The organism is Rhizobium sp. CFBP 13644, from assembly GCF_014842165.1.
GTDB classification, from domain to species: Bacteria; Pseudomonadota; Alphaproteobacteria; order Rhizobiales; family Rhizobiaceae; genus Agrobacterium; species Agrobacterium tumefaciens_C.
In genome coordinates, this window is sequence record NZ_JACYVF010000012.1 from 13,746 (window position 1) to 38,005 (window position 24,260).

At 54.0% G+C, this 24,260-nt stretch carries 16 protein-coding genes; 9 read left to right on the top strand and 7 right to left on the bottom strand.

Annotated features, from left to right (window positions below; translation table 11 throughout):
• Positions 1-253 precede the first annotated feature (253 nt).
• Both IFT53_RS21635 and IFT53_RS21640 read left to right on the top strand, forming a co-directional pair.
• Positions 254-2,398, top strand: coding sequence for an AAA family ATPase (locus IFT53_RS21635; RefSeq protein ID WP_192067912.1), 2,145 nt, complete (start codon positions 254-256; stop codon positions 2,396-2,398).
• A complete protein-coding gene (locus IFT53_RS21640) occupies positions 2,398-3,309 on the top strand; it encodes an HNH endonuclease (RefSeq protein ID WP_192067913.1) in 912 nt (303 codons plus the stop codon). Before IFT53_RS21635 ends, IFT53_RS21640 begins: the two co-directional genes overlap by 1 nt.
• 493 nt (positions 3,310-3,802) lie before the next feature.
• On the opposite strand, the gene IFT53_RS21645 is transcribed toward IFT53_RS21640, so the two are convergent.
• From IFT53_RS21645 to IFT53_RS21655, 3 genes are all read right to left on the bottom strand, one after another.
• Positions 3,803-4,708 (bottom strand): DUF4238 domain-containing protein, encoded by a 906-nt coding sequence (locus tag IFT53_RS21645; RefSeq protein ID WP_192067915.1) that lies wholly within the window; start codon positions 4,706-4,708, stop codon positions 3,803-3,805.
• Between the two features lie 205 nt (positions 4,709-4,913).
• On the bottom strand, positions 4,914-5,084 hold the full coding sequence (locus tag IFT53_RS24220; protein ID WP_192067917.1) for a restriction endonuclease: 171 nt from the start codon (positions 5,082-5,084) through the stop codon (positions 4,914-4,916).
• Between the two features lie 42 nt (positions 5,085-5,126).
• On the bottom strand, positions 5,127-5,378 hold the full coding sequence (locus tag IFT53_RS21655; RefSeq protein ID WP_192067919.1) for a hypothetical protein: 252 nt from the start codon (positions 5,376-5,378) through the stop codon (positions 5,127-5,129).
• A gap of 512 nt (positions 5,379-5,890) precedes the next feature.
• Here IFT53_RS21655 and IFT53_RS21660 point away from each other — a divergent pair.
• Positions 5,891-13,435 carry a CHC2 zinc finger domain-containing protein gene (locus IFT53_RS21660; RefSeq protein WP_192067921.1) on the top strand — a complete coding sequence of 2,515 codons (7,545 nt, stop codon included), beginning with the start codon at positions 5,891-5,893 and terminating at the stop codon, positions 13,433-13,435.
• A gap of 124 nt (positions 13,436-13,559) precedes the next feature.
• Here the strand turns inward: IFT53_RS21660 and IFT53_RS21665 are convergent, their stop codons facing one another.
• On the bottom strand, positions 13,560-14,720 hold the full coding sequence (locus tag IFT53_RS21665; protein ID WP_192067922.1) for an RHE_PE00001 family protein: 1,161 nt from the start codon (positions 14,718-14,720) through the stop codon (positions 13,560-13,562).
• A gap of 188 nt (positions 14,721-14,908) precedes the next feature.
• Between IFT53_RS21665 and IFT53_RS21670 the strand changes: the two genes are divergently transcribed.
• Positions 14,909-16,057 (top strand): tyrosine-type recombinase/integrase, encoded by a 1,149-nt coding sequence (locus IFT53_RS21670; RefSeq protein ID WP_192067924.1) that lies wholly within the window; start codon positions 14,909-14,911, stop codon positions 16,055-16,057.
• Positions 16,058-16,776: 719 nt separating this feature from the next.
• Positions 16,777-17,550 (top strand): restriction endonuclease, encoded by a 774-nt coding sequence (locus IFT53_RS21675; RefSeq protein ID WP_192067926.1) that lies wholly within the window; start codon positions 16,777-16,779, stop codon positions 17,548-17,550.
• Positions 17,551-17,953: 403 nt separating this feature from the next.
• On the opposite strand, the gene repC is transcribed toward IFT53_RS21675, so the two are convergent.
• The 3 genes from repC to repA all read right to left on the bottom strand — a co-directional run bounded on the left by repC (position 17,954) and on the right by repA (position 21,598).
• On the bottom strand, positions 17,954-19,168 hold the full coding sequence (gene repC / locus IFT53_RS21680; RefSeq protein WP_192067927.1) for a plasmid replication protein RepC: 1,215 nt from the start codon (positions 19,166-19,168) through the stop codon (positions 17,954-17,956).
• Between the two features lie 171 nt (positions 19,169-19,339).
• Positions 19,340-20,299, bottom strand: coding sequence for a plasmid partitioning protein RepB (repB, locus tag IFT53_RS21685; protein WP_192067929.1), 960 nt, complete (start codon positions 20,297-20,299; stop codon positions 19,340-19,342).
• A gap of 102 nt (positions 20,300-20,401) precedes the next feature.
• Positions 20,402-21,598, bottom strand: a complete 1,197-nt coding sequence (repA, locus tag IFT53_RS21690) for a plasmid partitioning protein RepA (protein ID WP_192067931.1) — start codon at positions 21,596-21,598, stop codon at positions 20,402-20,404.
• Between the two features lie 366 nt (positions 21,599-21,964).
• Here repA and traI point away from each other — a divergent pair, with 366 nt between their 5' ends.
• Genes traI through IFT53_RS21710 form a run of 4 tightly spaced genes read left to right on the top strand, consistent with a single transcriptional unit; the run spans position 21,965 to position 24,254 of the window.
• Positions 21,965-22,600: an acyl-homoserine-lactone synthase gene (gene traI / locus IFT53_RS21695; protein WP_192067933.1), complete on the top strand. Its 636-nt coding sequence runs from the start codon at positions 21,965-21,967 to the stop codon at positions 22,598-22,600.
• Positions 22,597-23,568, top strand: a complete 972-nt coding sequence (gene trbB, locus IFT53_RS21700) for a P-type conjugative transfer ATPase TrbB (RefSeq protein WP_192067935.1) — start codon at positions 22,597-22,599, stop codon at positions 23,566-23,568. Before traI ends, trbB begins: the two co-directional genes overlap by 4 nt.
• Entirely contained in the window at positions 23,558-23,962 is a 405-nt protein-coding gene (gene trbC / locus IFT53_RS21705) for a conjugal transfer pilin TrbC (RefSeq protein WP_192067936.1), read from the top strand. Before trbB ends, trbC begins: the two co-directional genes overlap by 11 nt.
• Positions 23,955-24,254 carry a conjugal transfer protein TrbD gene (locus IFT53_RS21710; RefSeq protein WP_192067938.1) on the top strand — a complete coding sequence of 100 codons (300 nt, stop codon included), beginning with the start codon at positions 23,955-23,957 and terminating at the stop codon, positions 24,252-24,254. Before trbC ends, IFT53_RS21710 begins: the two co-directional genes overlap by 8 nt.
• Positions 24,255-24,260: the final 6 nt, after the last annotated feature.

Genomic DNA, 24,260 nt, shown 5'->3' on the forward strand with positions numbered 1-24,260 from the left:
ACACTCGTTTGAGTTAATGGGAGGATGCTTGCCGCGTATGCCTGGAAAAGAGATGCGCGCTCAACCATAGGACTGTGACGTCGGCCTTCTCTACAGGTGACAGAGAACCGACTAAATTGCTTGGGCGATCCGGCCGCGTGCCTTGCACAATGAAATCAATCTACTCTTAATTGCGAATTAATTGAACCGATTGTATCCACAGGCCGGGAAGCATTCGGTTCGACTTAGTAGGTTCGATTATAGGGGATGGTACATGCGTTACGTCGACAGGAGCCGGTCCCCGATCCCAGAGATCCTAACCTCTGAGCGCGCCAAGGTTGCGCTCGATCAAGTTCATCAATTCTTGAAGCTGACCGACGTCGAGAGGGCGCAGCGGCGCGCACCATACGATGAGCGAATCATCTTCCGAACCGATGTTCGTCCGCGCTTGGAAGTACTTTTCTCGCACAAGTGCGCCTACTGCGAGAGTCGTGCCCCCTCGACAATCGACCATTTACGTCCGAAGTCGCTATATCCGTGGCTGGCCTACGATTGGGACAACATCTATCCGGCCTGTGCGGACTGCAACAATCGTAAAGGTGGTCACTTTCCAACCGCAGGTCTAAGATCGTTTCCGTATTCTACAGTACAAGAGGCACGATCAACCGAACAGGCACTTTTGGTAGATCCATGTTATGACGATCCAAGTGCCCATATTCACATTCAACGTGACGGGAGTTATCGAGCACTCTCGGAGAAAGGCCTCTGCACAATCAAAGTCTTTGGGCTCAATCGATCGCATCTATGTATTGATCGCCAAGAAATCATTCAGCAGATCGAGACAGAGCTCCAGCGGCAACCCGTTGCGCGGTACATTGAGACCTTCATTGATCCTAACGCGCGTTTTGCCGGAGCAGCGGCCCAATTTTTGGGCTCCGTGCTCAAGGCGGCGACCGGAATGCGCCCCCGCGGGAACATAGTAGGTCCATCTATGAAGGTTATAGAAAGCATACTGCGTCTCAGCCCTGCGGTCATATACGACGCACTGAACAAGCTCACAGCCGATCAAGTAGATGAGGCGCGAGTCCCTGAACGTCAGAGTGGTGGTTCCAAGCAAACATATATTCCCTCTACTCCGTCGCCAGCCGCGGTCAGTCAAATTGAAATCAGCAATTTCAAAGGTATCAACCGCCTTAAGCTGAAAATACCATCGCACAGACATGAAAGCGGATCGGCTGGTGCGCTGATGCTGTTGGGCGAAAACGCTGCGGGAAAGAGTTCCGTGTTGGAGGCCATAGCGCTAGCGATTTTGGGTGCTCGCGATGGTTCGAACCTTGTCTTGGCGGAAGATCTTCTTCGTCGAAAGGGCCGCCAGAGACTTGAGTTGGTCGACACTGAGGCGGCCACGGTCAAGATTACGTTCCACGACCGCACCGAACCCGCGACGCTCCACATCGATCCTCTTGTGCGCCGCCTGATAAGCACGCCGCAACCCCGGTCGGTCATTATCGGATATGGGCCGCGCCGATACTCAAAGGACGGCGCACGTTGGTCTAAAGTTAAATCCGCGCGCGTCCGAAGCCTTTTTCGTCCAGCCGTCGCTTTGCCGGACCCGACGGTCTGGCTACGCGACATTGCTATGAATGACTTGGCTCGTTTCAATGCGGTAGCTCGAGGACTTAGAGAAATCCTCGCTCTTCGGATGAGCGATGACCTTGTTCTCGATGACGAGATCGGCGTCTGTGTTCGAGTTCAAGGGCGACTTGAGCCTGTCAGTCGTCTGAGCGAGGGCTATCGTTCGCTCTTCGCCATGGCCGTCGACATAATGCGCGAGCTATTGCGTGATCAGCCTGAACTGGAAAGCGCTTGCGGCGTGGTCCTGATAGACGAGGTCGAGACACACCTTCATCCGCGTTGGAAGATGCGCGTGATGTCGGCGTTGCGACGTGCGATGCCCAACGTCACTTTCATCGCCACCACTCATGACCCTCTTTGTCTAAGGGGCATGGTCAATGGAGAGGTTGCCGTTTTGGTTAAAGACGAAATGCATCATGTCAGCGTGCTGGATGACCTTCCGGACATTACGGGCATGCGGGCTGAACAGCTTCTTACATCGGATTACTTCGGTCTCAATAGCACAGCGGCGCCCGAGGTTGAAGCGGATCTCGCCGACTATGTGGCCGCGCTTATCCAGGCTAAAGCCGGCGACCCGACTGCTGCCACCGAGGCGAAGCGCTTGGGCGATGGACTGCTTGGCACTTTGGTTCTAGGAAATTCTGCCGCCGATCAGGTTGCCCAACAGGCACTCGGCCGCTACCTCGCAGATCGTGAGGAGCTGCCCTCGATCGAACGATCAACTTCACGGAAAGAAGTCATCGAACGTATGCTCGACGCGCTTCGTAGACCGTTGGAGGACTAATGCGGTACGTCGACCGTTCCACCACTACTGCGCCAACCAGCCTTATGTCAGAGGACTGTGCGGGCGTCACCGAATACCGAAAAGCAAAGGCCTACTACGCGCAGGTGCCCGCACCTGACAAGGCTTATCCATTCAAGGCTTACAAAGGTGACGAGGTCAAACAAGCGCTACGCAACCTCTTCCATGGTAAATGCGCCTACTGCGAGTCGCGCTACGAAGCCGGCCAACCGGTGGATGTCGAACACTACCGACCAAAGGGCGGCATCCAAGAAAGACACGATCACCGAGGATACTGGTGGCTCGCCGCGGATTGGAACAACCTCTTACCGTCGTGCATCGACTGCAACCGACGCAGAGGGCAGGTCTCAGCGCCGCTAGGAATGTCGCTAACCGAGCTCGAAGCCGCCCTATCTAGTGTCGGAGACACAGAACCGGTGGGAAAGCAAAACTCCTTTCCCACCTTAAACGCCACTTGGGCCGATCCAGAAACGGATCCAAACACGATCGAGAGTCCTGCTCTGATAGATCCTACTCGGTCGGACCCAAAAAATCATCTCGTCTGGCCTCATGCCGAGGTTTCGGTCGTTTTGCCTCGGATCGATAGCCATGGTAACGAGTGTCCCCGAGCAACCGCGTCTATTCATATCTACGCTCTTAACCGGCTCGGCTTAGTGCAAAGTCGGCTTGAGATACGTCAGAAATTGGACGCTCACATACAGTCAATCAGGAAGCTAGCTAGGAATTCCATGAAGCTGAATGGTGACGATCGCGAGGAGGCGATGAAAGACCTCGATGATGAAATAATCGCACTTCGAACTCAGGCCGGAGCGAAGCACATCTTTTCAGCGATGGTGGGCGCGCGCCTTGCAGCATTCGAAGCTGAGCTTCAGGAGATTCTAACCGCAGGCTAGGTTTGGAGGGCTAGGAGCCTATCCGTCTCTCGATGGGGGGCTGCAGATTGAAGGTCTTACAGAAAGTCTTCACGACGATTTTCATTTACTTCCGCCGCGGCCAGACGATGGCTTTGGAGACAAAGTTGATGTCATTGATAGCCGTATCACGCCGCACAAGGCGAAGGTTGTACTGACAAATCGCGGATGCAGGTTTTCAGCTTCGTTCTCTTATAGCCAAGAGCAACTTCCGAACTGGCAGTGTGGCGTGCATATCAGTCGGGTTTGTTAGCGTTGAGTATAGAGCTGAGAACCGACCTGCGACCGCAAAAACGTTCAATGCTGCAGCCCGGTGAGACGAAGTCCGACGCGCTCGAATTCAGTCTCTCTTTTACCTCTGTCACGTAGATTTTGCACAAGGCAGTGACCAGACCTTCAAAGCTCTTGAACCAATATGAACCCTCGAAACTCAGATTTTTTGTTAGAATATTGATATGAAAGGTCTTTTCAGGTTTCATTCGTCCGTGGATCCCCCCCTGTTTTCGGCGGCCCTAAGCATAGGGGCCAGAATAGTAGGTGGGGGCTGTTTTCCCATTTCGCGCCGGACGTCAGCCAGATGAGCGCCGTCGACAGCATAAACGTATTTCCGCGCCTGCCCTACGATCAGCTTATTGATTTCTCGCACAATTTTACCCGGGCGCAAATCTGCAAATTGCTGAGCAAAATCAACAGTCGTCGCCGCGAGGAATAGCCGTGTTGGACTTATCGGAAGTGCATAATGCCCTGCATACTGCAACATGCCTTGCGTCAGCATCACTGGCCGATCCGATGTCATCAGCCGTCGTTTCACAGAGCTGGTATCAATAATCATCCAATGCATCCTTTGGAGAAGACGCAGGACTGGTGGGTGTTCGATGAAGGTCGTGATAGCGAACATCGCCGACCGTTCGACGTGCGTCGCATCATACTGCACCATCCAATCTTCAAAGAGAGCCGGGTCTTGCTCCTGTTTGATTGCGGCGTATTTCGACTGAAATTCCCGCTGTGGCGTCAAAATGAGGTCGGTGTAACTTTTCTTGAACGCGGCGACTTCTTCCGGATTGCGCAGCATCAGAGACAAGACAAATCGCGCCCAAGCGTTGCGGGTTCTCCCGCCTGCTGGCGTAATGTCCCCCAAGAGCAGATCACGAGCGTGGACTGCTTCATCATCGATAGGCGCCATGAAAGCGCTTTCCATTTTATGCTCGTCGGCGAAAGAGACACCCGGAAGCTTATATAAATCTACCGCATATCCTGTGGCTTTACGATGCATGCGCTTGCTAACGATGAGGCCATCAGTTCGCCGGTGAAATACTTCAAGCTTTCCATCGGCGCCTTGCCACGGCTTGAGGTAAAACTGCGGAATGTAGTGATGTTTCATAGTGCGCCATGCTCAACAAATTCTGTTAGTTGCTCCGTCTCGTGCTTAGTGCAAGGAGTTCGAAGACATCGAAACTCTGACAAGTAATCGTGTGGCTTCGGTACCTTCAAATCAATGCTTTCACTCCCTGCTCGGCGATTTGGCAGTCCGTCGAGCACAGACCCGATTATATGATCGGCACTCGCGCTGTATTCTTCGGAAGCTATTACGAAGAAGGCGGAAAGATGATCCTTGCCTCGGTCCCTATCTCCTGAAGCAGATAGAGCAGCCAACCGCCGTCAATTAGTTCGATCGGCTTATCCGATGCGAAATTGAATGCATCGGGCCCGTACCCGCTGGTAGTGACAAGAATGCCTCTGTTGGCCCCTTCGCTCATCGTAGTGGCATACCCTGGTTTTGCGCGAGGAGGATCAAGCGTCTAAAGGGGGCGACGCAGCAAAAGATCGATCACATTTAGACAATCCGGAAACGCTTCAACCGTCATTGAAGCAACTTCCGTCAAAGGAAAAAAATCGAGCGCCACTGATGTATCAGATGATACCTTGAGAAAGACCGGTCGGTTCAAATCGACCGAGATGTCAGCCAAGACACCCAAGTGAAAAACTGTCGGATTGTTAAAGCAAGCACCGTGAATGATCGTGCCGCATCCAAATGCTTCAATGTTGCGCACGAAAAACGGGATCCAACCGGATTTGTCCCAAGCTGTAGGCAAACTCCGCATTCGAGTTTTACCAGACCGTGTGAAAGGTGAATACTCGGGAGGCTTGTCCGTACAGGGATGTTTTGGCCACGGTGGACCAAAGCGGTCGAAATATGCTCCCCCACCTGATCTGAATGGAATAAAATACACATCCTTTCGACATTCGGGACATGTCGCATTTGGGCCGTTGAAATAGCCGGCCGCGGATTTAGGTTTCCAACTCTTCCAAACGAAACTTCGTGCTCGCGGCAAACCGCCATTCCCAAAGTTGCATTGACAGTTGCTAGCGTGGTTATTGCCATTGCATGTCATATAGGAACCGTCCGAAGGCGCGAATCAGGGCTTCTGCTGCTTGTAGATTGACATTACATCAAGATATCTGCGGATATCAGTTGCCGCGCGATCTCCCCCCTTGTTTTACACTCTGAAATCCGGGAAGCTCAACCCCCGGTATTTTACGCGCATTGATGGAACAGCATTGCATGTCAGCGAAGCAGCACGGCAACACGTTGGATGACCTTTTTGACCGTGCTCAAATTGTTGATCTCGCGCAAAGGCTCGGCCTACAGGTTGCTCGGCAGAAAACGGTACCAGTTAAAGCCATCTGCCCCTTCCACAAAGACAGTACTCCTTCCTTAAACCTCTATGAGCAGAGCTCACGTGTCGATCGAGCTCACTATCACTGCTTTTCATGTGGTGCGCATGGAGATGTAATAGACCTCGTGCGTGGCGTTAAGGGCTTAGATTTCCGTGGTGCCATCGAATGGATTGCTGAGGAAATTGGCGCACCGATACCCACGGCTGACAAGACAAGAGTTGATAAAAGATCGGCGACTACCAGGCTAACCGAGCTTCTAAAAAAACCGTCTCAAAAATTTAGAAATTTTGCCAAAAGCCGCGGCTTTTCCGAAGACTTCCTTCGCGAGAGAGGCATAGGGGTCGCTAAGCTCGATAGCCTTATAGAAGCTGGAAGGCATGATCGAGTGTTTGCAGAAGCATTACTCGAAGCTGGCTTTGCGACCGCGTCACAAGGGCCACAGACGCAATCCCCCGAATTGATTGCGAATCCTCTGAGAGGATTTTTCGCAGGAGAACGAGTAGTCTTCACAATAGAGGACGAACGCGGAGATGCTGCTGGTATAGCTGCTCGGTCGATTGGAGAAGAAAAGCCAAAGTATCTTTTCTCCCGGGGATTCTCGCGCTCTAGCACAATGTATGGCGCAAACGCAGCGATGAAGCGCGCGGCGGCCTTGCCAGTTGATAAGCAGAACGTTTTCGAAATCTTCGTCGTTGAGGGCATTCTCGATGCATTGAGATTGGAAAGCCTTGGCTTCGTTTCCGTTGCGATTTTGGGGTCGCAACTAACAAAAGAGCAAGCCAATCTTCTGGGGCGGATTCTTAAAAAAGCGGAGCAGCAATGGCCGCTCCGACGTGTGAACCTCTTCCTTGATCCAGATGAAGCTGGGCGCCAAGGCACAGATAAAGCGCTGCTCGAACTAATCGCCATTCAAAAAGAGAATGGCCCCTTTGATATCGAAGTTATATTACCTCGATCAGACACAAACTCAGATACCAAGTTAGATCCAGACGCCTACTTGCGCGAGATCGCCGCGCCCGATGCAAGCTTGCTGCTTCAATCACGCACCGATGCGATCTCAGCTCTAGTTGCTCGACGTGTTGGTCAGGAGCCCGCCAGCCTACAACTTAGTATTTTGCCTCCATTGGAGCGGGCGTCTGCCGCACGCCGCATTGTCAATGACGTAGACCCTATAGGCCTAACGATACTGCTGGATTTTACGCCAGACCGACACACTGATGCGTATGGTTGGAAGGAATTTCAGGCCCTAGTTCGCCGTTATATCTCAATCAAGGAAGGAGGGCGGCCTGAGATCACAGCAGTAGTCGGCGATCCTTCACCGGGAAAAACACCTACAAACGACGCCGCGTTAGTCAGATCATTGGAGTTAGCACGTTCTACGGCAAAACGGCGAGAATATCCGGTTGATGAAGCAGCTTTTGGGCGCCTGGAGATTGCTTCAACTGCATTATACCATATTCACGAAGCCAGATTACGAGAACCCTCGGGTCCCCGTGAGCCTTTCGCTGCACGCCATGTGCCGAAAGCGGATGGGAAGGTGCGGCTAAAATGCGGACCTGTTGCTGAAGATATTGTTCAACAGCAGTACCTCCTTCAAGGATTGCTGCGTACAGACGAAACAGCGCCAGAGATTGTGGAAGTGATACCAGCGGTCCGCGTACGAGATGGCGTTCGTCGTCTCACTGGACAGAGCGGTGAACCACTTAGCTTTGCATATCAGGTCGATATGGATATCGTAGATGGTATCTCACCTCCTCGTCGGGAGGGCATATTTCGTCCATATTATAATTGCTGGCGAGACTTCATCGGATTTATAGCCGACCGAATAGTCCGAATGCCTTATGACACCGTTCATATATTGCGGCTGGACATCGCGGGGTACTATGACAACCTGCGACGAACTCACGTGCGAAATGCGTTACTCAAACCGATACTTACCGCATGCACACTTGCTAACCAGGCGGCTGCAACGCAGCGAACATTTATGCCTCTTGTCGGATCGGAAAAGATATCAGACCCGAGCACACTCACCGAAAATATTCTAGATCTAATTTCAGAGCATTCATTTGGGTTTCAATATCGCAACCCTGAGAACGGCGAAGTACTTTTTGCCGCACCGGATGTAGGAATTCCGCAAGGCCCCGATCTTTCAGCATACATCGCAAATGTTGCTTTGTTTGAACTGGATTCCATAATTGCAGAGGAAGTCACTCTGTTGGATGACAGAGCGAAAAAGCTTTCCGGCAGCGAGGATGCCGTTGGAGCAACATATGCACGCTATGTAGACGATATGGTTTTGGTCTGCGGCGACGGAGCTACCGCACGCAGACTTCAGCGAAAAATTGAAACCTACCTGTCTCAGAAAGGCTTAAAGCTCAATCGAAAAAGTGACCCGCCTCCGCCAATGACAAAGGCCGAGGCCAGGGGATGGGTTACAGAAAATAGAAGTGCAGTGGGTTTTTCTGGCCCACTGGATGAAATTGCGGCGCAGGCTTTTTTTGACCCATTAGGTGACGCCGGCGACATCGCACCGGATCGAAAATTCGCGTTGGGACTCCTTCACGACGCCGGCCTAAACGCCCCGGCAATTTATACACAATCAGAGCCCGGTCGTGAGGTGAATGAGCCCCGGAGTCGTGCATTAAAAACAATTGAAACAGCACTAAGTGCCTCGGACTTGCGCCATAACGATCGTGTTAAGGCATATGGCTACTTATGGCGGATAGCGCTGGCCGACAGAGATGACGTCGGCGCGATTGCCACTCGTTTTTGTGAACTTATCGAAACGCATGAACCGAACGATCCGGACCTGCACAGCGCATACTACAGGGCCTGCGCAACGTTAGATGCAATTGAAAGTCTTCTAAGGCTTTCACCCGCAATTGATGACGCTACGACCTTGGAGATGCGGCAACAACTAATCTTACGCGATAAAGTGGCGACCCTCGATATAGTGGCACTTATCGATATTGTCGCAGGTATCCTCTTCGCAAAAACAGCAGATCCAATTGCGCTCGGAGAAAAATTCCTAAGCCGCTATGACATCGTACTACAGAAGACAGCAATACTTGCGGCGGCTTTAGGGCATGTGGGGCTTAACGCAGATGGAAATGGCAGAGCCATCCAAGATGGTGGACGTACAATTGTACGTGGCCGACAGCCGGCAGAGCTTGGATCGCTGTGGGCTTCATTGCGACATTTCACATCACAGCTAGAATGGCCCAGAACGGAGTTGCCGGAAGACGGCACTGATCGAGATGCATCGGCTTTTCGCGCTATGCACTGGAATATAGCTGAATGGCAGCGGTGGGCCGCAAGCAATGACGCAAATTTTGTGCCTGAGGAGCTTTCCTTTGCACCGCCTATTTTGAATGCCGGCACTAGATTTCTGATCACGGCGCAAAAAATTCAGGAAATCTGGACCAGCCTTGATGAGGCGGTGGGGAATCAGGAGCGCGACGAAACAGCTGTTAGCGCTGTGATAGCGCTCATCAACATTAACTTATCTCGTCTAGCTTCTCTACTTGAGCATCGACCAAACCTAGTGGTTCTTATGCTGGGTGGCGACAGCGAGAATTCGTTAGAACGATACCGCACCGTTCTCCCTCGCCCCCCTGGCATTACATCATCGGAATCCCTGTTTCGCCGGGAAAACCATTTCATACATGTCGCGTTGGGAAAAGCTATCGATCAGCCACCTTCCCTATGGGGACTGGATTTTGCGGAAGATCGGTCGATTGAAGTTAACGGCACTGCGATCATTCGGATTCGAGAAGCTGAGCTACCGGATGGTTTCAGGCCGCTGCTAGAGTCGTCTACGCTCGGGGCGTCAGATGAAGAAGCCGATCCACGGCGACTTACCAGCATGTATCGATCATTCATAAAGGTGTTGCCGCAGCAACGACAAAATGACTCCGTACTTCTTTTAAGCGCCTATTCGTTTTTTGTTCACGATGGCGGCCAGCACCAATCCAGTTATCACATAATTTCATGGACTGCGCCTCAAGAAAAAGCAGATGATTTTGCATCCTTGAGACTAGGTGACGCGCTTGTTCCGAAAGCAATATTTCGAAATGGCGCTTTATACTGGCGATTTGGTTGGGCACTTTGTGATGCTCTTGAACATTCCGATAACGTTGTGAATCCAGAAGATACTGCAGACCACCCTCAGAGTCATCCAAGTCAATTAGCCCATGCTATTGTTCGCAATAGCTTTTCTCGATTAACCGGCGTGGACTCCTTTGGGCCTGGGAACATCCCAGAAACCGGCTTACCTTCTCGCATCGAGCGCTCTCTATCTATGCTCGATGCCTTTGGAGAGGCGAAAGGTAACGGCCAATGGACCGCTGAAAGTCTTGCCGTAGCGGCAACTGTAGGCTTGGTTGTCTATGCTGATGGCATGATGATAAACGAACGGGTCGAACGTCCTGGAGAGCCATGGCGTCCAGGAGGGCTGTCCGGGCTTCTATTGCGTTCGGCGCGTCGTGGCGCCAGAGGTGCTTACCGCGCGTCATCCCATTGGCGAATTGGATCACCGCCAATCGCAAGGTTGCGACGAACAACCTCCGCTTGGCTCGCATTAGCAAATCGAGTTTCTTTTTATGTGGCGCAATGCTCTGACGATGTCAGAGAGACGGCCTCAACGCTTGTAGCAGGATGCCGGCTGCTTGCCATTCACAATGGGCTAAGGGCGTTTGTCCGTGACCTCGTGAAAATTGGTGGTGACGCCTTAATTTCCGGAATCGAAAGTCTTCCAATCGACGTAGACGAACTTGCAAAACAAATCGGCCAAGATGCGGCTCTCGTTGAAAATAGTGATGCGACGTCCGATACCCCCAGCCCGAATTGGAAATCCGATTTAGGCGTAGAAGTTAGCTCCCTGCTAAATGCATTCAATGATGAGATTTATGGGAAACAGCAAAGTTCCATAACACCGCTCGGTTGGGCGGTACTTGCCGGCTCTCTCACTCGTGGCCTGTCAATCAGTACCACCGGAGACAACCTTTTCAATGCCGTTCGCCCTGCATTGATAGACAGTAATCAGCCTGTCGTATCCGCTGCGCTTGATAGAATTTTCGCGGTTCTTTTGAAGGCGGTGGATGTTCCTCCGTCAGTGAAAAAAGGACAGGTGGATCCCGCTCAAGTATTTAAACCCTATACAGTTACAAGTGCCGAAGAGTGGGATGCGGCACTCCAGGCTCTAGTCGATCTGGATGAAGCCGTGGGCATCGAAACGCAAGAGGTGGTGCTTGGTGATGATCCCATTCGCCAGATATCGAGCGGGAATAGTTTTGGCATAAGATTGCCTAATTATGGCACCCGCGAACTCCCAGCCTACGCAATTACAAGGGACTGGCTTCGCAGTGAGGACCGGAATGTCGAAAACATCCTAAGTGATGGCAAGCTGCTTTTTCCCGTTACCATATCACTCCATAAATCAGAAGTTGTCGGCCTTTCAATGCTCTCTGAAGATCTAGCCATGTCGGCTTTTGGTTCAGAGAGAGAGGTTCCGACACCAACTCTAGCTAATATTTCGGACGCCGAGCCAACCGGTTCTACGCCACCAGATTTGAGCTCCCTTGACCTCGACATCGGCACATCTGAACGCGCGATTGATGAAGATGACATAGGACAACCCACAGAACCCGCGGCAATCGCCCCCGTTCTGGGCAAGCCCAACGAAACTGTGGAGCTTGACAACCTTCTGCGCATTCAGCGCGATGCCTGGTCACAGCGAGCTGAACGGTCACCTCGTCAGAAACGCATAGCATTTCTGCAGTGGGACGTCGCGGAAACCTACCACTACCAAACAGACCGTTCCATCGCTGATCTTGAAGAGCATAGAAGGAAAAGACTGCTCGAAGCCGTGCTCGACGCCTGCAGACATTTCCAAGTGGAGGGTCTAGTCCTACCTGAATACAGCGTTACGCCCGATACCCTTAACTGGCTCTACAGCGAACTGGACAAGCGTGAATTCCCACAAGCTGTTTGGGCGGGTACTTGCCGCGTTCCGGCTCACCAGAAGCTAGTTCTTTTCTCAGAAGACCGTTCGGCCAAACTGCCATCCCCTGGAACGCGCGCTTTGAGAGTGGTGGAGGTCGCAGAGTACGAGGCACCAACATTCGATAGATCGACCAAAGGCTTTCACACAGCAGAGCCTCTGGCCGCGATCCTTGCATGTATATTTAAGACCCAGAGATTGGATAGCCGAGGAACTAGCTTCAGAGCACCTGACCTAAGAAGCGTCGAGGTATCGTTTCGCACAAAACGCCACCCGTCTATTGCGCTTGAAGAGATCATCAGAGTGGAAAGCACCGATTGGGCACCATTGTTGGCAAACCTCTTCTGGGGGCACATGCATCTGGAATCCTACACTGCCGAGCTTATTTGTGCGGAATTGTTTCTCCATTCTTCTACGAGCAACATGCCTGGACTTCTCAACGCAGTTCATGAGCTTGACCAACGATTGCGAGGCGGCTTTAGAAACTCCTCCAGCTCGTTTGCAAACAAAGCTGAGATCCGCGAATTCCTGTACCAAGAGATTGAAGCCTTTGCGAAAGCGACAAGCTTTGACTATCAGAAAGGAGAGGTTCACGCTGATTTACGCCGCTCGGTCTTGATTGTCCCTGCGATGACAACTCGGTCTGCGGATTATCACATCTTTGGGCAGAACCAATTCCTTGCGTCGGGCTTGATTACGGTCTTTGCAAATGCAGCCAAGCCAAACGGTGTAGGAGGATCTTGCGTTATTGGACCGGACGGATGGAAGAAGCTGGATAGTAAGCTCACGCCATATGGGGAAGTTGGACCAGGCGTTTACAATATTCATCAAGGCGAATTTGGCCCTCTCGGAGAAGCAGAATCTGCATTGACGATAGTTGACATTGACCCCTTGCACACGGCCGATCAGAAACCGCGTCCTCAATATCAACCACGGCCACTTCAGCTCGTCGCTCACCTCCCGCTATTGTTCACAACTGAAGCTACAAAAGATGGGCGGAGAAACAAAAAACCAGAGGAGTCGGTAGCAGCAGGGTTAGAAAGCCCTCCCGAGTACCCTAGCGGTGAGCGTGTGCAACGTCGTCGCCATCACCCTCTCTTCAACGACCCTTTGCCAGGGCAAATGACACCTGCTTATACGAGACCAGCACTTACGTTGCCCGAAGCACTTGCTGCCTTTTATGAGGTTGCTTTCGAGGATTGCGAGAACAAGAAGTATGATAGCGGCAGGGTGCGTCGTTATCTACAAATTCTAGAGAGCTTTGCCGATGACCCCTATTGGCTATCAAGACGTCGTAATGAGTTATTGCATGCCTCTCACAAAATTCCGCCAGGAGCGCCTCCGCCGGCGTTGGTAGACTGGATATATGTCGACGATCGTTGGACAGTTCAGCACGGCGGCAGCACTGATGAAAAAGTCCAAAAATAGATAACTACATATATCCGATCTATCATAATTTCGATTTCGAAAGTTAGCAGACAACAAGGCTTCAGTCTGCGGATTTGTAGGAACGGTCTTAGTGAGAGCACCTGTCTTACGTTAAGATACAACTTTAAATTACACCCCACGCCCGAAACCTCCGCCTCCCCGTCATCTCCCGCAAGCCCAATTCCTCAACGATCCGCAGCGCCGCCCGCGGCGTGAGGCCAAGGTCTTTGGCGATCATCCCGGCCGACACCAGCGGTTTTGCCATCACCAGCTCGATCATTTTTGGGAGTTTTGACGACGTCCGCTTCCCGACTAGTTTGCGCTCCATCATGGTTCGCGCCAGCGACAGCCGGTCATGCTCTTTCAGTCCGAGTTCTGCGGCCGCCAACACACCATGAGCAATGGACAGCAGTCGCGTTTCCCGGTTGCGATGGCGACGACGGTCGACGGGGATGGTTTTTAGGCCCAGATTGATGGCGGCCAGATGCGCACCGGTGGTGACGCCCGCCTGCCGCAGGATTGTTGCGCACAGAAGCCGGCCAAGCCACGGCGCATGCTGAAGCACCTCCAATTCATTCCAGGCATCGAGGGCAATGATCGCCTGCAGCACCGGCGGCAAATTTTCGGCCTGCCGCACTATACCATGCCATTCCTCCAGCCGCTCATCCTCATCCCAATCGAGATCATAGAGCATTGGATTTTTTTCACCGGCGCGGCCGGCCGCCGATTTGCCGAGACGCGTTGCGTTTTCGATGGCGGCGTCAGAGCGGGCGAGCAAAGCGTCGATGGCAGCGAATTCGTCGTCAAGCGCGCTCGTACCATTGTCCTCGTTGCCCTCCCCTGCTCCGTTCCCAATGTCGGGCAGCGCGTCGTCGTCAGCCACGACGGAGGACTCATCACCCAAAGACGCAGCAGGAGCGCCGGCGACAAGGTCGTGCCCGCGCAGGCTACGGAGGCCGTTGGGTGACAACGCCCAGCTTGGCGGCTGGGTAACTATCCGTCGCCGGGTACGCAACACGTCACGGGCGATGGTGAGTTCGTGGGTCGGGGTGCGGATATCTTTTGTAGCGTCGTGAAGGACGAGGTCTTCGAGATGGACGAGTTCGCCGTCGATCCATAGAGAAGAACAGGCGTCGGTGAAGTGCGAGCGTTCGACAAAGCCTTCTCCGACCGGCGAACGGGCGATCCGTTCGTCGAGACGCGACAATGCGGAAGCCGCATCCGAAATCGGTCGCAACAGCGCGGAAATGGGCAATTTCGTAAGATCGTAAACCATTGAAATCATGGTAAATCATTTATTAAACGGACGCTACTAGATATTTGATGTCCGTCACATCGTATGGTTTCGGGTTATATGTCTAACCATCGATAAGTACCTCTTATCGATGGTTGTTGATATCAAGCCGCAAATCAGACAGAATCCCATCAAAGCAGGGCCCTCACGTCCGCAAAACCAGTCATTCCGGAGCCAACGTGGCCAAACCGACAAAATCACAGACATCCGTCGAGCGGCGCGCCGAAGAGCTCGACACCATCGCGTCCGTTCTGCCCATTGACCGTCGTGACGAACTTGCCGAACTTCTGACCGACCAGGACATCGAAACGCTGCGCCACCTGGTCAATGCCGGTATGGGTGCCAACACGCTCAGGGCGCTGACATCGGATCTCGCCTATCTCGAAGCCTGGGGATTGGCATCGACCGGGCATTCTCTTGCCTGGCCGGCGCCCGAAGCACTGCTGCTCAAATTCGTCGCCCATCACCTGTGGGACCCCGAGAAAAAAGAGACCGATCCAGATCATGGGATGCCAGCCGCGGTGGATGACAAACTGCGAAAGCAGGGGTTTCTCAAATCCATCGGCCCGCACGCGCCAGCCACCGTGCGTCGGCGTCTGGCCAACTGGTCGACACTGACCAAATGGCGCGGCCTCGATGGCGCCTTCACCTCCCCTGCTCTCAAGTCGGCCATTCGCCACGCCGTGCGGGCCGTCCCCCGGACGCGTCGCCGCAAGAGCGCCAAGTCGGTTACGGGCGACGTTTTGGCAAAACTGCTGGCCACCTGTGCCACCGAAAGCCTGCGTGATCTGCGTGACCGGGCGATCCTGATGGTCGCCTTTGCGTCTGGCGGCCGTCGGCGCAGTGAGATCGCCGGACTTCGGGTGGAACAACTGACCGTCGAGCAACCGATCGAGATGCCGGGCGGCCCTCCCCTCCCCTCACTTGCCATTCATCTCGGCCGGACCAAAACAACGTCCGGTGAGCAGGACGATACCGTCTATCTCACAGGCCGGCCGGTGGTGGCTCTGAATGCTTGGATAGCGGCCGCCAATATAGATAAGGGCAGCATCTTTAGGGGGATTGGGCGTTGGGGCACCGTGTCAAAGCGAGCGCTCGATCCGCAGTCGGTCAATGCGATTTTAAAGCAGCGGGCGGAGATGGCAGGGTTGGAGCCGGGGGAGTTTTCGGCGCACGGACTGCGGTCTGGTTATCTGACGGAAGCCGCCAACCGCGGCATCCCCCTCCCCGAGGCGATGGAGCAGTCCCGCCATCGTTCGGTGCAACAGGCATCGAGCTATTACAATAACGCAACGCGGCGAAGTGGGCGAGCAGCTCGCATGCTTTAGCTATTTCATCTGCTGAAATGACCCGTCGCTATCAAGGGGTCGGTTCCGGTAACGGGCGAAACGACACGGTAAGCAATTGAACCGACGTTCATTTGATAGGTGTTTGAGCTGATTTCGCCGCACGGCCGCCTTTGGGCAACCTTCTTGCATATGACAAAATTCGCCCCTTCGCTGTGTCCCTTTGATCAGGGTTTATGTTGCCGTGGCTCTCTGATACTGCCCGCGTGTTAGGAGTACAGTATGCAATTTCTAATTAGATCAGCAGAGCCATCCGACGTTGAGGGCATCTTTCAAGTTAGAACCTCGGTCGGACAGTGCGTTGATTGAAGCGAAAGTCCGGTGTTGGCGCATTATCTCACCGAGGCTGCCAACCGTGATGTTCCGCTCCTCAAAGCAATGGAACAGTCGCGCCATCGATCAGTCCAGGTTGCGTCCACCTATTATAGCAATGCGACATGACGCACGGGGAGGGCCGCGCGCATACTCTAGTGGCTTGGAAGTGGGCGACTGGCAAAGGACGGCTTATGTTTTTGGACAGACTTTGATATTGGACACAGGTGTGCGTAAAAGAGGTGGGAAGCCTAGTGACACAGATCCATCGACGACTTCTGCACACGAGCCTACACAATTACGATCATGCCGAGTTCGAAGTCGATTCGCCATTTTTCTCGCAAGCCCTCCAAGCACATCGTTGTCCCTGTTGCGCAATTGGCCTTCAGATGTTTGAGCATGAATTGGAGACGAAACCACTGAAGCCAGGATACGGCCAGGTTCGATGGTTGCACCTTGAGATATGCCTCGCCTGTGGCTGGTGGAATTTTCGCCAAGACCATGAATCATTGCCATTTGAGGGACCTAGGGAGGTTTCCAGGTCTACATGGTGGGAACTTACCCATGCGCTGCAGAGCGAGATTAATTTAGGTTCAACCACCCTCCCCCTCGAACTGATCAGAAAGCACCTTCTGCGGCGTTGGGAAGATCGGAAGTTGATTTCCGCCCAACAGGCAGAGGATCTCGTTGCCTCGCTTTTACAGGAGCATCATGGCGGTCAGGTGATCCGAACCACAGCTAATGCAAACTCCCCCGACGGCGGGATCGATCTGTATCTCGCTTGTGGTGATGACGGCACGGTTAGACGTGCAGTTCAGGTGAAACGTCGAATAGCGACGGATACCGAACCTGTTGACGAAGTGCGTAACTTCGTTGGTGCGATGGTTTTGACTGGGTCTGACCGTGGAATTTTCGTCACTACTGCCTCCCGCTTTTCTAAAGTTGCGCAAGGTGTGCCGGACCTTGCGAAGGAGGCAAAATTCAAACTCGAGCTCGAACTCGTGGATGGTGAGCGTCTGTTCGAGATGCTCCGAGCAACGAGCGCGACGATGACTGCCCAACTTCCTCCAAGGGTAGAGCCCGATCAGGAGTGGCTCGGCGGTAATGGGCGGCCGATTCTCGCCCACGAGCTCTTCAATGGTGACATCAGAGATTGGGCCTGATTCGTACATCAATATTCCAAGGCCTAATTGAAAATCGACCCCGAGGTGGGACTGACTACGTGGTCGCACGATGTCAAGAACCCGCCCGCACGGCTCCGGAGATCGGGATCCTGCCATAGCCGCTCAATTCGCAGCTATATTTAGATTCGGCGTCATGGGCCAGCCATTTCGTCCTACCAATAATGACATTGGACCTAATCCCATTTCCCAGAGAGTTGCCAGCCGGAAACTTTTTACAGCGAGGAAAATATCACAGTAATATCAGCCGCTTCACGCTCTGGTCGTTAGAAACTGACGTTTCCCGGCCGCTCGGAATGGAACGACTTGAGTCGCAAATTCGACAAAACGCCTCTCTGCCGTACGGCGTTCAGCACTTTTGGAGGGTCTTTTCTTTAAACGTCATTCACGCCGACCGCTTTCCGGCTTCCCCGTTCAACCGCAGCAATGCCATCACCATCGGCCCGAGCGAAAACTCTCCACGCGCCGCCCGGTTGGTGAGATCACGCAGATATCCGCCGGCCGAATTGATGTGCCCTGCCCTCTCCAGGATACAGGCAATCGCAACCGCTGCATTTTCAGGCCCCATGGTTTCGCAGGCCTCCTGATAGGCCGACGGGCTCACACCCAGCATCGACCTCACCACGACCGCGGCTGACATCAGATCGCGCCAACCACCCACAGCGCCGGCCGGACCATAGTCGACAATCTGTGGGCATGCCTTCAGCACAACACCCAGAGGAAAGGCCTTCAGCGTCTCAGTTTGAGGTTCGCGTCTCTTGCTCGGCTTTTCGCCATGCTCTTTTTCAGAGCTAGGTTCAAGTTCATTGAAGGATTCGGGTTTTGAATTCTGTATGTGCTGCTCAATATGAGCATCATTGGTGCTATTAAATTCTGATTTTGACTGCATATCCAACAGATTAAGGATTTCCTCGCGCAGGAGCTCGAGTTCATCGAGGATACTGGCGACGTCAGCAATGGTTGGAGAGCGTGGAATGCGGGAAACGAGGTCGATGTACATGGCCTCGATCGCCATCCAGTCACCGTCAGCCCCCTCCTCTATTGCCGCAGTAATGAGCTTGCGGACATCCCGGCGGCAGATTGTCAGGTTCTCTTTCGCATTACGGAATGCGGAACGAGCAGCAACAACCTTCTGCGCGATAACAGCAAGCTCTTCAGACCGGGCAAGAATTGGCGACAAATCGAAGCCAAACGCATTCTCGATCTCGCCGGCACCGTTCTTCCTCGCGTAGCGCTTGCCGTTGGCACTATCCTTGCGAACGATAAGGCCCGCGTCGACCAGAAGCGCCAAATGTCGGCGCAGCGTAGCGCCTGCCATGCCGTGGGCTCGAAGGATCAGTTGCGCGTTTGACGGAAACACAACGAGCTGCGCGTCTTGGCGCAATTCATTCTCCGGGTAGAAGCTCAGAAGCGCGTCGAGCACAGCCAGGCTGTTCGACTGCAAGCCGAGCTCTTCTCTCGCTTCCGAGGCGTCACGGAAGACTTTCCATTTTTCGACCGTTTTACCAGCCTTGATATCATTTGTGGCCACTTGCCGCTTCACCAAGGCGAGCGTCATTGGCCGCCGCCCAAAGGGCGTCGTCACACTTCCTGTCTGCATTTCTTTCACCTCTCAAAAGGCAAAGAAAAGGCTCTGCCGAACTGGCAGTGACTCTTGACTGTGATTCCGGGAAATGCGATTCTCTAAGCGACCAAACTGAGAGAGGCCTTCTGGAACACTGTTTCGGAGGGCTTTTTCTTTGCTCTAACGATCCTTTCGTTGCTGATTCGCCTACTGCTTCGACTGCTTGAACGAAGCATAGATTTCTGGAAGTGCCGACATCAGGTACTCCGCGAATTCCGGAGCTGCTTTTTTGTCGATCATTAAAGTCAGTGTACGCTTGTCTTGCTTGTATCGAGCAGCCTTCGTGCCATCTTCAGCTTTCCAAACCTCTGCTTCAGCCTTCACCGACTTTTTTTTCTTGGGAGCAACAGCTTCGAATACCCGAGCGAAACGCTCGTCAGAATTCAAGCTTTTCACCGCGTCGTCTTTGAGCAACGCACGGGCAGTTTCCGCTGCGCCGTCTTGTCCTAGACGGCCTGACAATTCGTACCAACGGTCCCGACCGGTCTTCGGGGCAGCGCCAATCAAGCGGATAATATCTGCGGGAAGTTGCTTTGCAGCCTGGATCAAGCGGGAAAGATTGCTTTTATCAACTGCAAGCGCCGCCATGATGACTGGTCGCTGAAATCCACTAGCTTCAAGCTCTGCGGCGTATAGGGCGCGCTCGATAAAGGAAAGATCCTGCCGAGCGCTGTTTTCTTGCCCTTGAGCCAGAACCAACTCGTCATCCGACAGAGCGCGAACAGCGGCTTTCACCTGGATACCGGCAGCCTTGACTGCTTTCAGGCGTCGACGTCCGTAGGCAATCTGGTATCGACCTTCAACAGACGGGTGAGGGCGGACAAGGATAGGGACCTGCTGCCCGTGCTCCTTTATGTTACGAGCAAACTCTTCAAATTGATCGGCAGACTCTTCCAATCGATCCGCCACGAGTGGCGCGTCGATGAGATCCGGATCAAGTTCCGTAAGTGATTGAGACTTCAAAAGCTCAATGGAACGCGAAACAGCACCAATCGCGCCACGTGGGGAATACTGCGGAGTAGCAGCATCCTGCGCGGCAATGTTCTCGGAGTTTCCGGCTGGCAACTTTAGTCCACCCAAGTCGGATAGCAAGTGTTTTCTAGCCATGAGTAGCCCCCTCGGGTGTCGCGGTTGGCATCCTAAAATGAGAGGCTTCTCGAAAGTTTCCGGCTGACAACTTTTGCGCTTTTACGCGAGATTCTGTCGTTCTCATTTGCGCCCCCATGCGCTTTCAATGAGCTGCGCGATTTCAGTGTTTACATTGTCGAGCGACTCCATCGCACGGTCGTAGGTCGCGCGTGTAAACTGGTCACGGCTGACTTCATAGAGCGTCTGCTTGGTAATGCCCGCGTCGGAGATAGCTGTGCTCTTCAACATTGGATGGTTGAGGACATGGTCACCAAACATTGTCCTCATAAACGACACCATCTGGTTCTGAGGACCATCACCGGGCTCATAGCGGGTGACGAGGTACCTCATCCAGTCGTAATTCATACTTCCGCCTGCATCGGCGACGACGCTCAGCAATTCCGACGTCATTAAAAGAAACTGGCACATGGACATTACGTCCAGCATCTGCGGATGAACTGTGACAAGAACGGCGGTCGCTGCACACAGAGCGGAGATGGTTAGGAAGCCGAGCTGCGGAGGGCAGTCTACTACGACGACATCATAGTCGTCTGCGACTGAAGCAATCGCGTCGTCCATGCGCGTGAAGAAGATGTTTTTCCGATCGTTCGAGCCCAAGACTTTTGCCGTATCGTGCTCGAACTCCATCAGCTCAAGGTTGCCTGGCACCAGATCAAGGTTGGCGAAGTAGGTCTTCTTGATCACGTCCTTCAACGGACGACGCTCAGCATCATAGCGCATCGCACCGTAAAGCGTCTCATTGTCCTTGACGTCGAACTCCGGCTGGAAGCCGTGAAGTGCCGACATACTGGCCTGCGGATCAAGATCAATTGCAAGAACACGATAGCCGTTCAGGGCGAGATATTGCGCCAAGTGCGCAGCTGTCGTCGTCTTTCCGCTGCCACCTTTGAAGTTGACGACTGTGATTACTTGCAAGTGCTCTTTGCCGGAGCGTTTGGGTGAATAGCGCCGATCGTTTTTCCCGGTTAAGTCCAGGTATTCTCGAAGGGCCTGGATTGTTTCGACAGTGTACGAGCGGCGGTTATTGTTGCCAATTTCGGGTTGGGGACCTTTACCCTCGAGGGAGAGGTGACGAAGGTACCCGTCGTTGACACCGATAAGCTTTGCGGCTTCCGTCGAGGAGAAGGAACGCAATGTTTTACGCGCCTCTGGGGGGTACAACTTCACACGGTGTTCGTGCAAAGCACCTGAGAGGTCGCGCGCGTGGGCGCCGATCAGTTTATGAATAGCCTTCTGAAGCTGCGCCGAATTTTCCACGACTTCCTCTCGTACACACGGTAATTGTCGTAAACACACCTATTTACCGTGGATAAATCATCCGATTCCAACATCGTTTGCAAGGTATTTAAAGTTAATCAATAGTTAACGCGTTTTAGCCGGATTTAGAGCTTATTCAGATTCAGTCATATGAATCTGTCACTTACATCTCTTTCCGCATGTGAATCTCGTCAGGACCAAATGCAGATTTGCACATGAATCTCGTCTGCATCGCTTACGACTCGCTCACATTCTAGGGGAGGGACGAGCGACTCGCTAGAATCACCTGAGGTGCAAATCTGCACATAGGCACACGCCCACAGAAATGATTTTTGTCCGGATGACCTTGTTCAACCGGAGATCATCATGCGGATATTAACCATCGCACCCGACCAGTACGAGCGCCATCGCAACTTCCTGAGACAAATGCACCGTCTTCGCGCGACGGTATTTGGCGGACGTCTGGGCTGGGACGTTTCCATTAATGCGGGAGAAGAACGCGACCAGTACGACGATTACAAGCCGACATACCTTCTGGCAATTGCCGATAGTGGAAAGGTGGCAGGTTGCGTTCGTCTGCTTCCAGCGTCTGGCCCGACCATGCTGGAGCGGACGTTCCCCCAGCTTCTCGTTACGGGATCGCTTTACCCTCATTCCGGCATGGTCGAGACTTCGCGCTTTTGCGTCGATACCTCACTTGCCTCGCAGAGGGAGGCAAGCCAACTGCATTTTGCGACGCTCACCTTGTTCGCCGGTATCATCGAATGGTCGATGGCGAGCGGCTACAGCGAGATCGTCACGGCGACCGATCTGCGTTTCGAGCGCATCCTGAAACGAGCAGGGTGGCCAATGCAGCGTCTTGGTAAACCGGCTTCGATAGGCAACACCATCGCCATCGCCGGAAGCCTACCAGCCAATCGCGCCAGCTTCGCGCAGGTATGCCCTCCGGGCTATCAGTCGTTCCATCGGACCGACGGAGTGATAATCAGGAGCGCTGCGTGACCCAACTCCGCTCTCATCCTCGCCTGGTCCGCAAACTGCAGGGCGCGCTTGGTGACCAACTGTGCATCGCCCTCGATGACGCGACCGTCGTTGAGATCATGCTCAATCCGGACGGCAGGCTGTTCATCGAGCGGCTTGGGCACGGCGTTGCACCGGCCGGCGCAATGAGCACCGCCGCAGCCGAAGTCGTCATCGGCAGCGTCGCGCATGCCCTGCAGTCGGAGGCCGACGACGAGCGGCCGATCATCTCTGGCGAACTTCCGATTGGTGGGCACCGCTTCGAAGGGCTATTGCCACCGGTGGTATCCGGACCGGCGTTCACGATCCGCCGTCGCGCTTCCCGCCTAATCCCGCTGACCGAGTATGTGAAGTCGAAGGTGATGACCGAAGCTCAGGCATCGGCCATTCGAAGCGCGATCGACGCTCGGATGAACATCGTCATCTCGGGTGGCACGGGATCGGGCAAGACCACATTCGCCAACGCCATCATCGCCGAGATCGTCACTGCGGCCCCGGACGATCGGATGGTCATTCTCGAAGACACCGCCGAAATCCAATGCGCGGCCGAGAACGCCGTGTCTCTGCACACCAGCGATGCCATCGACATGGCCCGCCTGCTGAAGAGCACGATGCGCCTGCGTCCCGACCGCATCATTGTCGGCGAGGTCCGCGACGGCGCGGCCCTGACGCTCCTCAAGGCCTGGAATACCGGCCACCCCGGCGGCGTCACCACGATCCATTCCAACACAGCGATGTCAACCTTGCGCCGGCTGGAACAATTGACGGCGGAAGCCAGCCAGCAGCCGATGCAGGAGGTGATCGGCGAGGCCGTCGATCTCGTCGTTTCCATTGAACGAACGGGGAAGGGGAGGCGGGTCCGCGAGGTGATCCACATCGAAGGATACGGCAACGGACGCTACCAGACCGAACACTACGCGCATATCGATGAGGACAGCCATGTCGCATAAAATCTCTTTCCTTCTAAACCGCGCGACGCTTGTCGCCATTTTTATCGGCTTTAGCGGCTCCGCACTCGCTTCCTCGGGCGGAGGCGGTCTTCCCTGGGAATCGCCGCTGCAACAGATCCAGCAATCGATCACCGGACCTGTCGCCGGGTTCATCGCGCTGGCCGCGGTCGCCATTGCCGGCGCCATGCTGATCTTCGGAGGCGAACTGAATGATTTCGCGAGGCGGCTTTGCTACGTTGCACTGGTGGGTGGCGTCCTGCTCGGGGCCACACAGATCGTTGCTCTCTTCGGCGCGACCGGTGCCTCGATCGGCGAGGATCACGCACAGGCCGAGCAAAAAACTCTCGAACCGAAGACGACGCCGGCCACAGTAGGGGAGGGGGCTCATGGCTGAGGCCGGATCTTCTCTGGCACGTTCGCGGGTACACCGGGCACTCTCCCGGCCAAACCTGTTGATGGGCGCCGACCGCGAGCTCGTGCTGCTGACGGCGCTGGCCGCCATCATCCTGATCTTCGTCGTTCTGACCTGGTACGCGGCACTGTTCGGCATCGCGATCTGGCTGGTCGCAGTCGCGGCGCTGCGCATGATGGCCAAATCCGATCCGCTGATGCGCCGGGTCTATCTTCGCCACATCTCCTACAAGACGTCTTATCGCGCGACGTCGTCGCCGTGGCGCAAGGTCTGAGGGATT

Excerpts from the sequence above, each read along its gene's own strand:
- IFT53_RS21640 (WP_192067913.1), top strand. The coding sequence starts at position 2,398 with ATGCGGTACGTCGACCGTTCCACCACTACTGCGCCAACCAGCCTTATG.
- IFT53_RS21675 (WP_192067926.1), top strand. The coding sequence starts at position 16,777 with ATGTTTGAGCATGAATTGGAGACGAAACCACTGAAGCCAGGATACGGC.
- repC (WP_192067927.1), bottom strand. The coding sequence starts at position 19,168 with ATGCAGACAGGAAGTGTGACGACGCCCTTTGGGCGGCGGCCAATGACG.
- IFT53_RS21660 (WP_192067921.1), top strand. The coding sequence starts at position 5,891 with ATGTCAGCGAAGCAGCACGGCAACACGTTGGATGACCTTTTTGACCGT.
- IFT53_RS24220 (WP_192067917.1), bottom strand. The coding sequence starts at position 5,084 with ATGAGCGAAGGGGCCAACAGAGGCATTCTTGTCACTACCAGCGGGTAC.
- IFT53_RS21645 (WP_192067915.1), bottom strand. The coding sequence starts at position 4,708 with ATGAAACATCACTACATTCCGCAGTTTTACCTCAAGCCGTGGCAAGGC.
- repB (WP_192067929.1), bottom strand. The coding sequence starts at position 20,299 with ATGGCTAGAAAACACTTGCTATCCGACTTGGGTGGACTAAAGTTGCCA.
- trbC (WP_192067936.1), top strand. The coding sequence starts at position 23,558 with ATGTCGCATAAAATCTCTTTCCTTCTAAACCGCGCGACGCTTGTCGCC.
- IFT53_RS21665 (WP_192067922.1), bottom strand. The coding sequence starts at position 14,720 with ATGATTTCAATGGTTTACGATCTTACGAAATTGCCCATTTCCGCGCTG.
- traI (WP_192067933.1), top strand. The coding sequence starts at position 21,965 with ATGCGGATATTAACCATCGCACCCGACCAGTACGAGCGCCATCGCAAC.
- IFT53_RS21710 (WP_192067938.1), top strand. The coding sequence starts at position 23,955 with ATGGCTGAGGCCGGATCTTCTCTGGCACGTTCGCGGGTACACCGGGCA.
- IFT53_RS21635 (WP_192067912.1), top strand. The coding sequence starts at position 254 with ATGCGTTACGTCGACAGGAGCCGGTCCCCGATCCCAGAGATCCTAACC.